11 protein-coding genes are annotated in these 13,185 nt (G+C 42.9%); 6 read left to right on the top strand and 5 right to left on the bottom strand.

Annotated features, from left to right (window positions below):
* Positions 1 to 12 precede the first annotated feature (12 nt).
* Genes DFP81_RS10155 through DFP81_RS10135 form a run of 5 tightly spaced genes read left to right on the top strand, consistent with a single transcriptional unit; the run spans position 13 to position 5,033 of the window.
* Positions 13 to 876 carry a MurR/RpiR family transcriptional regulator gene (locus tag DFP81_RS10155; RefSeq protein ID WP_115897673.1) on the top strand — a complete coding sequence of 288 codons (864 nt, stop codon included), beginning with the start codon at positions 13 to 15 and terminating at the stop codon, positions 874 to 876.
* Entirely contained in the window at positions 876 to 1,538 is a 663-nt protein-coding gene (locus DFP81_RS10150; protein WP_115897672.1) for a cysteine hydrolase family protein, read from the top strand. Before DFP81_RS10155 ends, DFP81_RS10150 begins: the two co-directional genes overlap by 1 nt.
* Positions 1,539 to 1,548: 10 nt before the next feature.
* Complete coding sequence (locus DFP81_RS10145) at positions 1,549 to 2,886, top strand: type I glutamate--ammonia ligase (protein ID WP_115897671.1); 1,338 nt, start codon at positions 1,549 to 1,551, stop codon at positions 2,884 to 2,886.
* Entirely contained in the window at positions 2,886 to 3,629 is a 744-nt protein-coding gene (locus tag DFP81_RS10140) for an N-formylglutamate amidohydrolase (protein WP_115897670.1), read from the top strand. Before DFP81_RS10145 ends, DFP81_RS10140 begins: the two co-directional genes overlap by 1 nt.
* 57 nt (positions 3,630 to 3,686) lie before the next feature.
* Positions 3,687 to 5,033 (top strand): APC family permease, encoded by a 1,347-nt coding sequence (locus DFP81_RS10135; protein ID WP_115897669.1) that lies wholly within the window; start codon positions 3,687 to 3,689, stop codon positions 5,031 to 5,033.
* A 91-nt stretch (positions 5,034 to 5,124) separates the two neighbouring features.
* Here DFP81_RS10135 and pdxR read toward each other — a convergent pair whose 3' ends face one another.
* From pdxR to DFP81_RS10110, 5 genes are all read right to left on the bottom strand, one after another.
* Positions 5,125 to 6,591 (bottom strand): MocR-like pyridoxine biosynthesis transcription factor PdxR, encoded by a 1,467-nt coding sequence (gene pdxR / locus DFP81_RS10130; RefSeq protein ID WP_115897668.1) that lies wholly within the window; start codon positions 6,589 to 6,591, stop codon positions 5,125 to 5,127.
* Between the two features lie 206 nt (positions 6,592 to 6,797).
* Positions 6,798 to 8,189, bottom strand: coding sequence for an aminotransferase family protein (locus DFP81_RS10125; RefSeq protein WP_115897667.1), 1,392 nt, complete (start codon positions 8,187 to 8,189; stop codon positions 6,798 to 6,800).
* 277 nt (positions 8,190 to 8,466) lie between these two features.
* On the bottom strand, positions 8,467 to 9,837 hold the full coding sequence (safD, locus tag DFP81_RS10120) for a sulfoacetaldehyde dehydrogenase SafD (protein WP_115897666.1): 1,371 nt from the start codon (positions 9,835 to 9,837) through the stop codon (positions 8,467 to 8,469).
* Positions 9,834 to 10,592, bottom strand: a complete 759-nt coding sequence (locus DFP81_RS10115; protein WP_115897665.1) for a sulfite exporter TauE/SafE family protein — start codon at positions 10,590 to 10,592, stop codon at positions 9,834 to 9,836. Before DFP81_RS10115 ends, safD begins: the two co-directional genes overlap by 4 nt.
* A 208-nt stretch (positions 10,593 to 10,800) precedes the next feature.
* Positions 10,801 to 12,153, bottom strand: coding sequence for an NAD(P)/FAD-dependent oxidoreductase (locus DFP81_RS10110; protein ID WP_245959138.1), 1,353 nt, complete (start codon positions 12,151 to 12,153; stop codon positions 10,801 to 10,803).
* A 557-nt stretch (positions 12,154 to 12,710) separates the two neighbouring features.
* On the opposite strand from DFP81_RS10110, the gene DFP81_RS10105 reads away from it, so the two are divergent.
* The gene (locus DFP81_RS10105; protein WP_115897664.1) at positions 12,711 to 13,175 is read left to right on the top strand and encodes a tripartite tricarboxylate transporter TctB family protein; all 465 of its coding nucleotides are present in this window, start codon (positions 12,711 to 12,713) and stop codon (positions 13,173 to 13,175) included.
* Positions 13,176 to 13,185: the final 10 nt, after the last annotated feature.

The following is a 13,185-nucleotide window of genomic DNA, read 5'->3' as shown; positions in this document are numbered from 1 at the left end:
GTGGAGCCTACTATGAATATAAAAGAGCAACTTGAAAGCCCACCTAGCGAACTTACTCCAGCTGACCGGAAGCTGGTACGAGTTTTATTAAATAACTTCCCGACTTCTGGATTAAAAACCATCGCTCAGCTGGCTAAAGACGCAGGTGTTAGTGACCCTAGCGTTCTTCGGTTCATAAAGAAAATAGGCTTCTCTCGTTATTCTGATTTTCAAAGTGCACTCGTCAAACAACTCGACGAGAGGCTGAAATCACCATTACTAATGCACTCTAAAAGCGGTGGTATTGATGATGATCCATGGCAGCACACGGCTGAAAGTACTATGGATGCCGTCGCTGGCTCTGAGCCTCTAGTAATCAAGCAAGACATAGAGCAGCTGGTCGAATGGCTAAGTGAAAAAAACAAAAAAGTGATTTGCTTTGGGGGACGATTCAGCGGTTTTCTCGCCGGTTATTTACATGCCCACCTACAAATTCTCCGCCCTAACACCAAGTGCATCACGTCTTCTCTTGAATTAAGCGACACCTTGTTGGACTTAAAGCCTGGGGATATTTTTATTCAGTTTGATTACCGTCGCTACCAGCAAAGTGCAGCCGTGGCGGTTGAAATGGCACACAGAAAGAAAGCCAAGGTTGTTTTATTTACCGATATTTACGACTCCCCTTTAAGAAACAAAGTCGATCTAACCATTTCTTCTTTGGTCGATACTTCTTCCCCTTTCGACACACTTGTGCCTGCGATGGTTCAAGTAGAAGCCTTAGTCGCTTCGCTCACAGACACCCTCGGCGATTCAGTGAAAGACCGTTTAATGGAAGTAGACGACATGCGTGAATTACTAGGAACCCATTACTTCTCAAACAATCAGCAGGAACAATAATGTCCACGACAACAGCAAACTCAAACAACTTAATAGACCCAAGTAACCCTAGATCCTTACCTTATGTAGCCCATGAAACGGCATTATTGTTCGTCGACATGCAGAAAATCTGGGTGTACCCGGGCTTAGATGAGGACCTGACTGAAAAAGGAGCTCCCTACTATTACCCACGCTTGGAAAGCATGGTTATTCCAAATCAAGTGGCCTTGCTCAATGCCTTTCGCGGCAAGAAAACCAATGTACTGCACACCATCATAGAAAGCCTGACCGTCGATGGCCGTGACCGATCTCCAGATCACAAACTGTCAGATATCAATGTGCCAAAAGGCTGCCCTGAAGGCCAGGTGATTGATGAACTGGCACCAATAGAAAATGAGATTGTTCTTCCGAAAACCTCCTCTGGCGTTTTTAACTCCTCACAAATTGACTATGTACTGCGCAATTTAAACGTCAAGTACCTTGTTATTGCAGGTGTGGTAACAGACCAATGTGTGGATATGGCGGTGCGTGATGCCGCTGACCGAGGCTATATAGTGACCCTGGTGGAAGATGCCTGTGCCACGGTGACACCGGAACGCCACCAGCACTGTCTTGATGCGATAAAAGGGTATTGCTGGATCACAGATACAAAAACAGTCGTGAAACAAATCTCAACACTATAAGGCCGTAACCATGGAAAATAAAATCACAAAAGATATGAGCTTGGTAACGTTTTTAACAACGGATTTGACGGCAATTTCACGAGGCCGATCCATTCTGAAACGTGACCTAGCAGACCAGATGAGCAAAGGGTGTGGCTGGGTTCCAGCGAACTCATCGATCACACCATTCAATACCATTAGTGATGATAATCCATGGGGCAGTTTAGGGGATGTGCGCTTATTACCAGACGCTGACAGCTTGGTTTCAATCGAGTCAGAGTTCTTCCGTAATCGTTCTGAATTGTCTTATGTGCATTGTGACATTGTTTCTTTGAAAGGCGAAAAGTGGCCAACATGCCCGCGCACTCTGCTAAAAGAAGTCGAACAGCGTTACCGAGACGAACTTGGTATTGAGCTGGTTGTCGCATTCGAGCATGAATTTACTTTAGAAAAAGACCAGCTACCTTCTAGCCCTGCTTTTTCATTACGAAGCTTACGTAAGGTAGATGATTTCAGCTCAAAATTATTACCTCTACTCGACATGGCAGGTGCTGAGCCAGAAATGGTATTACCTGAATTTGGCGATCAACAATATGAAGTCACTTGTGCGCCGACGTCTGCGGTAAAAGCGGCTGATCGTGCCGTCAACGTACGAGAACTAACCAAAGAACTGGCTTCAGATTTAGACTACAACTTGAGTTTTTCTCCTAAGGCTGAGCCTGGTGCTATCGGCAACGGGGTGCACGTTCACATTAGCTTGAAAGATCTTTCTGGCAACCCGCTTATGTATGATGCTGAACGACCAAATGGCTTGAGCGAAATGGCAGGGTCTTGGTGTGCGGGCATTCTAGATAATATGCGAGCTTTGTGTGCGTTCACCGCGCCTTCAGTTGTCTCTTATTTGCGCTTATGTCCCCATAATTGGAGTGCCGCGTATTCTAACTTAGGCGATCTAAACCGTGAGGCTTCGTTACGCATTTGCCCTACTGTTCAATATTCCGATACCCCGACCAACAAACAATACAACATCGAATATCGTGCGCTTGATATCACCGCTTCACCGCACCTTGCCCTTGCGACAATTCTATTAGCTGGTTTAGAAGGCATAAAAACATCGCGAGAAACACCCCAAATTACTGAGAAAAATCCATCAGATTTGTCTGAATCAGAGTGTGAACAACTCAATATTCGATGCTTGCCTTCTAGCCTCTCTGAAGCCTTAAGCGAACTGGAAAACAATTCACTGTTTATGTCTCAACTGCCTCGAAAAATGCTCAATACCTACTCAAAACTTAAACGCTCGGAAGTGCAATATTGCAAAGAACTAGACAATGAAGCTTTATGCAAACTTTATAAGGATATTTATTAGTGTTACACAATAAAGAGTACTCATCTGCATTTTCTTATTACAACTTAGAGGGAAGCTCAGAGGTTGTATTAATGTGTGAACACGCATCAAATTACATCCCTGATGCGTTTCACAATCTGGGCCTAAGTCAGGATCAGGTGAACGATCATATTGGATGGGATATCGGGGCTTTAGACGTTGCAAAAGCATTGGCAGATAAGCTCGATGCACCACTTATATACAGTAATTATTCACGTCTATTAATCGATCTGAATCGCATCTTAGAAAACCCAGGGCTGATCCCCTCCGTCAGCGAAAACCACCAAATCGCTGGTAATCAAAACCTAACTGAAGAACAACGCCAAGAACGCATTGATACACTTTATACGCCGTTCCATGACGCTGCAGCCAATCTAATAAACACACAAAAAACAAAGCATAAAGCGCTAAAAATAGTTTCTATTCATTCTTTTACACCCATTTTTCTAGGCCAGCAGAGGCCATGGCCAATTGGTGTTTTATATGGGCAAGCACAAAATTTTGCACAGCAAGTAATTAATAATCTCTCCTATCAAAAGTTAAACGTCGGTGTAAATGAACCCTATGAGATCGACATTGAAGAAGATATGACAATTCCGTTTCATGGGGACAACAATCTTATTCCTGCGCTGTTATTAGAAATTAGAAATGACTTAATCAGCACTAATACGGGCGTTGAAGAATGGGCCGAAAGGCTTGAAAAGGCACTAAAAACTAAAAACTAAAAACTAAAAACTAAAAACTAAAAACTAAAAACTAAAAGTCACAAAAAGGAACCGGTTATGTCAATAAATGAATTTGGGTATAAACAAGAGTTGCAGCGGTCGTTAAGTCTCACAGACTTAATTATCTACGGTATGATCTTCATGATTCCTATAGCCCCCTTCGGAATCTACGGCTGGGTATCGGACGCGTCGGGTGGCATGGTGCCTACTGCGTATTTAATTGGCATGATAGCTATGCTGTTTACCGCGTTAAGTTATCAAGCACTGGCAAAAAAGTTCCCGATTGCCGGGTCTGTTTATTCCTACGCATCTCGGGGTATTAATCAGTATTTCGGTTTTATAGCGGGCTGGGTACTGCTTCTCGATTATCTTCTTATTCCACCATTGCTATACATTTTTAGCGCTATCTCACTCACCGAAATTTTCCCTTTTATCCCTAAACTGGCTTGGCTAGTCGTGTTTCTTGTTGGCGCACTGTTAGCGAACCTAGTGGGCATTAGCTTTACTGCCAAAGTAAACAAAGTGTTCTTAGTAGCTGAAGTTATTGTTCTGGCCATTTTCATTACTGCGGGCTTGTATGCCTTGTATGGCAACGACGTAGGCGCTGGCGAATTAACGGCAGAACCTTTCTTTAATGCAGCGACCTTCCAGCCATCACTCGTTCTGCAAGCTGTGTCTATCGCAGTATTGTCTTTTTTAGGATTCGACGCAATCTCCACCTTGGCGGAAGAAGTTAAAGAAAAACCAGAGAAAAAAGTAGGGCAAGCCGCGTTGATCACCTTGTTTCTCATGGGCTTTTTATTCATTCTGCAAACATGGATTGCAGCGGACTTGGCAAAAGGTATGACGTTCAAATCAGCGGATACGGCTTTTTATGAAATCGCAACAAAAGCCGGTGGCCAATGGCTGGCAACATTAGCCGCTGTTGCGACTGCATTAGCATGGGGGATTGCCGTGTCTATCGCGTCGCAAGCCGCTGTCTCACGTTTGCTTTACTCTATGGCTCGTGACAAAAAACTGCCTGCCGTTTTGGCTAACGTTCACCCGAAATTTAAGACACCACACATCAGTATTTACCTGGTGTCTATCTTGTCGTTATTTGTCGGCTACTTTTTCTTAGACGCGCCAGATACCTTAGCCTCATTAGTGAATTTTGGCGCGTTAACCAGCTTTGTCATTTTGCACATGACGGTTATCTATCACTTTTTCATTAAAAACAAATCAACCGCAATTATAAAGCACCTAGTATGCCCGTTAATTGGCTTTATGATCATTGCAACGGTTCTATATAACATGGATGTACACGCCCAAGTCCTTGGCCTTATTTGGATGGCTTGCGGTTTCATCTATATGCTATTTTTGAAGATTGTACGCAAGGGTGACATTGCCATTAACATGGGATAACGATTAATCATAAAATAATGTAGTGATAAAAACGCCGATGGCCGTCAAGGTTCCATCGGCGTTTTTTATGCTTATTCGATCATAAGTGGGGTTATTGGCAGGCTTTATGAATAATCTCGGCGAGTTTCTTAATACCCGGCTCAATACGATCTGTAGAAATCGAAGAGAAGCCTAAGCGGAAATAATAATCTGGGCTGTTTTCCTGAAAGAAGTGCACATTGCCTGGTTCGATCAAAATACTCTCTTGCTGAGCTAACTTTTGCAGCGTCACTGCATTGAGCTCTTTAGGCCCTTTTACCCAGTAACAAGAACCACCAAAGGTGGGGGCTTCGTAACTTCCCGGTAAATATTTATCCAGTGCCCGATTCATGGCATTCCAGCGAGCTTGGTAATTGCGAGAGATGTTCATCATCAAGGCATCATAATAACCACGCTCTAAAAAGAACGCCGTAGCGCGCTGGTTATTGGTCGCTGGATGGCGAATCATTAAACGCCGAAGCGCCCTTGCCTCTTGAATCAAACGCTCTGATGCCACCACATACCCTAAGCGCAACCCTGGCGCTAACGTCTTGGACAAACTACCAATGTAAATCACCCTATCACTGGTATCTAAACTCTTTAACGCAGGGCTTGGTTTACTATTAAAGTTGGTCTCACTTTCATAATCGTCTTCAATGATGAGAAAGTCATCACTGTTCGCTCGATTTAATAACTCATAACGTCGTTCTATTGGCATGGTCACCGCGGTCGGACATTGATGACTTGGCGTAGTGTATATCAAGTCGCAGCCTGCTAACTGCTCATCAACAATCAAGCCGCCTTGGTCAATTGCCAGCGGCTTTATCTGACATTTATGTAAACTAGCAATATTGCGTACATCAACATAGCCGGGCTCTTCAAGACCCAGAACCGAATTCTGGTCCAACAATAATTGCACTAACATAAACAAAGATTGCTGGGAGCCAACGCTAATCAGTATTTGCTCGGGGGATGCCCACACCCCTCGTCTCGGCAATAGCCGCGTACGTATTTGCTCGATTAACCTTGGGTCATCATTGTCTAAATTATCCGACGCCCAATCATTTAATGCGGTGTCACTGGCGGCGTCTCGACAACATTCACGCCAATTCACACTGGGGAATATTTTCTCGTCATATTGCCCATAAATAAAAGGATATTCATAAGATTGCCAGTCGGCCACTTTCACAATATTCACTTGGTTGCTGGGTTGCACTTTAAAGCGGTTTTCCCAGTCTGGGCGTGTGTATTCTTCATTAATAGGCAGTATATTCGTGGCAACTTGGCCCTCTAGAATATCTGGGTTAACAAAATAGCCACGCCTTTCTCTGGCAACAATATAACCATCGTCCAATAAATGCTCATAAGCCAACACAACGGTATTGCGCCCAATTTTTAACTGTTCTGCCAGCTTTCGACTGGAAGGCAAGGGAATGTCCAAAGGAATATTCCCTTTCATAATAGCAAGCGCTATTTGCTCTCTTAGTTGCTTTTGTAAACTGCTGCCTTTGCTTTGCGAAAGGTGGAAAAGTTGCATCATAGAAAAACACCTTTAAATAAAGCCTGAATGGAGATTGTTCACTAACGATGAATGGGCTAGAGATTCGAAGACGAACCATACACCTTGCTCTTAATTTAGCATGAGCTAGAACGCCAAAAGCTCAGCATAACATGCTGAGCTTTTTCGCTAACGCAAAACCTGCAAAGAAACGTACCATAACGTTTTATCCAGGCCTTATTTACGCATTACATTCCACGTGTAACCTCTGCGATAGCGTCATCCAAAGCCGCGACCAATTGGTCCATGTCTGCTTTGGTTGAGATTAACGCCGGCGCTAAGCAAATGGTGTTATTGAGCGCTTTGAAAGAACGATTAGTACGGCCAATGATCACGCCATTTGCCATACAATGACCAGCAACAGCCATCACAGTTTCTTCTTCCACCGGCTCTCGTGTGGCACGATCTTTAACCAATTCGATGCCTACTAATAGTCCTTTACCGCGAACATCACCGATAATCGGATACTTTTCTTTCAAATCATTCAGGCGACCACGCAAGTATTCACCTTGATGTGAGGCATTTTCCAATAGGTTTTCGTTTTCAATGATTTCCATATTAACCAATGCAGCTGCAGGACCGGCGGTACAACCACCAAAAGTTGAAATGTCACGGAAGTAACCCATGCGTGGGTCTTCATCTTCTTTAAACATTTCGAACACCGCCTCTGTTGTAACCGTACAAGAGATAGCAGCGTAACCAGATGCTACACCTTTGGCCATGGTCACAATGTCAGGCTTTACGCCGTAATGTTGATACCCAAACCAAGTTCCAGTTCGGCCTAAACCACATACGACTTCGTCAATATGTAATAAGATGTCGTATTGCTTACAAATCTCTTGAACACGAGGCCAGTAGCCTGCTGGCGCTTCAATCACACCACCACCTGCGGTAATCGGCTCAAGACATAAGGCACCAATAGTATCCGCACCTTCTGCCAAAATGACTTTCTCAATTTGATTCGCCGCCCAAACACCATAATTACTCTTATCTGCATCCTCTTGAGCTCGATATTCGCAGCAATGAGGCACTTCAACGAAGTCTGGTACAAATGGGCCGTATTGATTACGACGCTCGTATTGGCCTGATGCACTCAAGGTAGCAATCGTTGTGCCATGGTAATCACGGTCACGATATAGGATCTTGGTTTTTTTGCCGCCGTATTTCTTATGGGCAATTTGGCGTACGATTTTAAAGGCTTTTTCATTGGCTTCTGAACCCGAGTTTGAGAAATATACTCGATTCATGCCAGGCATTTTATCAATCAATTTTTTGGAGAATTTCGCTGCTGGAACGTTGCCCGCAGTTTGTGCGAAGTAGTTCATTTCGACTAATTGGTCGCGCACTGCATCGGCAATTTCTGTACGTCCGTAGCCAACATTCACAGTCCAAACTGCACCAGATACAGCATCTAAATATTCGTTCCCTTTAGAGTCCCAGACTCTCATGCCTTCGCCCTTAACGATGACCATAGGGCCTGTTTGTTCAAACGGCTTATGCTGAGCAAGGTGATGCCAAACATGATCACGATCGTTATTTACCACGTCCAAAGAGTCAAAATCATTCACATCATACGTCATAGCAACCACTCCAATTCTTGCTGAATTTACCAATCTAGCCTGTTTCACATCAGTGCAAATTTCGCCAGCACATAGTAACTAAGCCACTTTTTTTGCGATAAGGTAAAATTACGCTTCTCTTAGAGAAACTGTTAGAGCCAGAATCAATGCAATGATAAGACCAGAAGCCGAGTGATTTATTTCCTTTAGCAAGAAGAAATAATCTGTTAAAAATCATATAGATAAAATAAAAAAAGCGGCACCAGGCCGCTTTTAAAACAGAGATAAAGACACTTAATTAAATAACAAGAGTTTTGGTGTAACTCATTTCACGGATCGCGTATTTAATCCCTTCTCGGCCCACACCACTTTCTTTTACGCCACCAAAAGGAAAATGCTCTGTGCGGAACCCCGGACCATCATTAGTCGCTAACGTACCCACATCCAACTCTTCGAACAGATGACGAATGACCGCAAGATTGTTACTGAAAATACCCGCCTGTAAGCCATAAGCCGTGTTATTAATAATCGGAATAATCTCTTCGACTTGATCAAATTTGTACAATGGCATGACTGGACCAAAAGTTTCTTCAATCATCACTTCGCTGTCGGCACTGACATTTTCAAGAATCGTTGGGTAAACAAAGGCCCCTTCGTATTGATTACCTAAGGCAACTGTCGCTCCATCATTAATCGCACCTTCGATGCGTTTACGTATTTCATTTGCTGCAGCTTGATGGATCACAGGCCCCACAAAAGTATCGTCTTTCATTGGATCTCCAACCACTAATGCCGCACTCTTCTCAACCAAAATATCTCTGAATTTGTCATAAACAGAAGCATGAATAAAGAGTCGCTTCGCCGCCGTACAACGTTGCCCAGCTGTGGCAAAACGGTGATTGATTGCGGATTTTGCGGCCGCCTCTAAATCGGCGTCATCCATAATAATCAATGGGTCATTACCACCAAGTTCAAGCAACAATTTTTTGTAGCCCGCTGCCGCTGAAATAGCATTGGCTGCCGCCGTACCACCAGTAAAGTTGATCGCATTGATCTCAGGATGAGCATTTAGACGATCTAAGTCAGACAATGGTGGCATACAAAATTGCAGCACCTCTTGTGGAATGCCTGCCTCATAACATAAGTCGACTAACAACTGAGAAGACGCGGTATTTTGTGGGCCAGGTTTGAATAAAATCGAGTTACCCGCCGCATAAGCAGGACCAATTTTGTGCATCGCTATGTTGATTGGGAAGTTAAACGGCGTGATGCAAAAAATAGTGCCCAGCGGACGCCAACACACCACTCCGATCTTACCACCTGCTGCTGCATAGGCATCTGAATCCAAAGCTTCGCCACTGATCTGACGCGCTTCTTCAGCACTCGCTATGGTTGCATTTACCGCACGCACCATCTCAACACGAGAATCAGATATTGTTTTACCCGTTTCTAGGGTAATTAACTTCGCCATTTCTTCTGCGTGGTCTTTTAATAAAGATGCCAAGGTCATTAGCGTATTGGCACGCTCAAAAGCCGCCGTCTTACGTTGAATTCTTTGACCTTGTTTTAATAGCGCCAGTTTTTCTTCGATTTGCGCCCACGTTGAATATTCATATTCACCCAATAACTCATTGTTATACGGATTAACTAAAGTATATGTTTGGCTCATAGTGGCACTCCCATCTGAATCAATTGATAAATAATACGGCCTGCTGCGATGAACAAAGCCAGCTTCATTAGCGCAAAGAAAAACTTGGTATTAATGTAACGCAACACCATCACACCCAATTTAGCACCGACCACCGCCGCTATGCTTAGCACTAGAATGAGATAGGCATTATCGAGAAACGAAAAGCCTAAGAACAAAAACGCAGGGATCTTGGTTAAATGCGCGAACATTTGCATCAGCGACTTATTCGCTACCACTTCTTCTTTGGTTAAATCGTCACGAATAAAAAACACCGCTAATAATGGATCAATGGCTCCAACCACAATGCCCATGGCCCCTGTGGCTATCCCCACCCAAAAGAAATTCTTCTCTTGGATCTTCACTTGTGGCATGTGTTTTGGCTTAAACAAGGTGTATAAAATCAAGCAAACAAGCAGCAGAAGAGGAAAAAACTCACCAACGTACCGAACAATAAACAGCGTCGTCACTAAGGCGCCCAATACCGCACCAACGCCAAACAGCGAGCACATCTTCCAGCGAATATTAGCCCGTAAGAACCAGCTGCGGGCGGCATTGTTAAACACCTGAACCACCCCATGTATCGCAATCAGTGGCTTCACTGGCATAAACACACTCATGGCAGAAAACATCAACACGCCACCCGCCATGCCAGTGATCGAGGTAATAGACGACGCCAACACAATCGCCAGCGATAGCCATATTAGACTTTCATTTGATAAAGAGACGACATCCATCTTTAACCCTTAAGAGCATTCAGTTGTGTTTAGGGTTTACAGTGTAGGAAGAAGCAAAAATGCTTCATAGGTCCAGTTTATGATTAGTATAAGTCCACTCTAATCTATTGATTAAATTAGTTTTTTTAACGCTAAAAAAAGAAAACCACTTTGAAAAAAGTGGTTTCGCTGAGTCTAACAATGCCAATGTATTATGTGGCAATGATGTCTAATCAAATCGCTCTGCCATAAATGGCTGAAGATTGTCTGTATTTTCCGAATTCTGGATACAAGAAGTAATAAGCTTTCCAGTGATGGCTCCAAAAGTAAGACCTAAGTGACCATGACCAAAAGCCACTTTAATTCTTGGATAATGCTTTAATGGGCCAACAATAGGTAATGAATCCGGTGTCGATGGTCTACTTCCAACCCAAGTCGAATTGACTTGAACCTCCTCCCCCATCATCACATTGGCATATTGAAGAAGCGTATCTAAGCGCGACTCAACAATTGGAGCATCTTCAAACGCAAACTCAGCCATACCCGCTAAGCGAATACTCTCTTCCATCGGTGTCATAAAGATTGCCTTATCCAACCAACCAACAGGGCGAGATAATTTTTTAGGACCTACATTTAAGCCCAGATGGTAACCCCGCTCGCTTACCATCGGAATATTCACACCCAAGCGTGACAAAATGGTTTTTGAAGCCAGTCCAGTGCAAATAACAATCTCATCAAAGTTTACACTGCTATCATTTAGATGAACTGACACGTCACTTTCTCTAGGCGACAAAGCGATCACCTCATCTTGCTGAATACAACCACCATTGTTTATAAAATGATTTACATACTGGCGACTTAATGCGATAGGGCTAACTGTAAATCGAGTGTCTGGATAAAAGACCCCTCCAGAATGAAATCGCGCAAGGTCAGGCTCCATTTCCTGGGCTTCATCCGCACTTATAAAATGCATATTTACACCTTGTTCCCGACGTTCTTTTAGATCGCTTTTTTGAGCTTTAAGAAAACTTTCAGGCGTTGAGAAAAGCCCTAAACAACCTTCAGACCGAACTAGGCTTTGCGCACCAGCAAGCTCTAAAAGCTCATGATCTGCTTCAACACTCAGCTCTTGAAGATACCTCATGGCGGCTTTGCCTTGAGTATACTTATTGTTGAAGCAAGCTTTGGAGAACTCATACCCATAAGACATTAAATGAGGAAGGTAGCGTCCTTGAATGGACAGTGAGCCGCTTTTATCCGTCAGCATTTTAGGGATTTTTCGCATCATGGAAAACTTAGCAAAAGGTAAGCGTGCATAATCAGCAAATAAACCTGCATTACCAAAAGACGCTCCCATTCCTGGTGCCTGCCTATCAATAATTGTCACTTTATAACCAGCTTTTTGTAGGTAAAGCGCAGTTGAAAGCCCTACAATGCCAGCACCTAATATTCCAATGTGTTTATCTTGCATACTTTCTTTGCGATGAATATCACCGCCCCCTAAAAAATTAAACGCTATCGATACAAACTTGGTGATACAAAAAATAGAGCGTTCGTTATTATTTGCTCTGAGAATCATCATTACAAATCGCAAATATTTAACAGTTAATTAGATTTTCTTATGTTTTATACCTAAATAGAGCAAGGAGGGGGTTCTGAGAGCATTTTTTTGCTTGAAACTGTTTCTTCTGTGATAACTGCATTGGGCATGCAAGGTGTCGCGAATGTATTTTTTACTGCTTTGACCTCCTAGCAGAAGACTTGAATTTTTCCGCTCCTGTTCAGTTTTGCGATTAACCTCAAGCTTTAGGGGTAAATCGCTTCCCTCCTCTATACCCACTGGGTTGGACTAAAAACCACCAGTCTGTGCTCATACATCACAGCCAACTCAAAGAAGCTCCAAAGACCTCATTATCACCTAGCAGTAGAATAGAAATATCAGGAAGAGGCAGCGAAATACTACAAAAAAACATAAGAAAAACTTATATAATCAAATATTTTTCCGAATTGTATCTAAGTTCCGTTTATGTAGACTCGAGACTAAGAAAAAAATAAGTAAATTGGCATAACTGCCCAGCCAGAACTATAGAGCAGAAAAAGCTCTGCAAAACATAAAACCTGACGCATTAAGGTCACAAAATGGACAGAAGAAAAATTGACATATACTTATCAACCTTTTTGATTGTTATTTCAGCGATAATTTTAACAAATAATAATTTAGTCGAAGGTGGGGCGGAAAGTAATTTAAGTTCAATGTTTTTACCTAGGTTTTCTGCCTGCTTAATTATTATTTTCTCATTAACGATTGCTATTCAATCATTGATGAAATTAGCCAGAAAATCTGAAATAAAACAACATGAAATTATCGAAACTGAGGGTTTATCTGGTGTTTATATATATATAGGCATATTGATTACCTACTGGATATCAATGCTTTTCTTAGGGTTCTTGATATCTACCCCCTTTATCATGATTGCTGTCGCAGTACTTCTTGGAGGACGGAGGTGGGTTTCTATTATTAGTATGTCTGTCATTACCTCTTTAATAATATTTTATGGCTCTAAATTTTTTCTACGAGTCTACCTCCCTACTTGGAGCCTATAAAGGAAGCATC

Origin of the sequence: Marinomonas pollencensis (assembly GCF_003387375.1) — a bacterium.
Taxonomy (GTDB): Bacteria; Pseudomonadota; Gammaproteobacteria; order Pseudomonadales; family Marinomonadaceae; genus Marinomonas; species Marinomonas pollencensis.
This window is presented reverse-complemented; position numbering and strand designations above follow the sequence as displayed.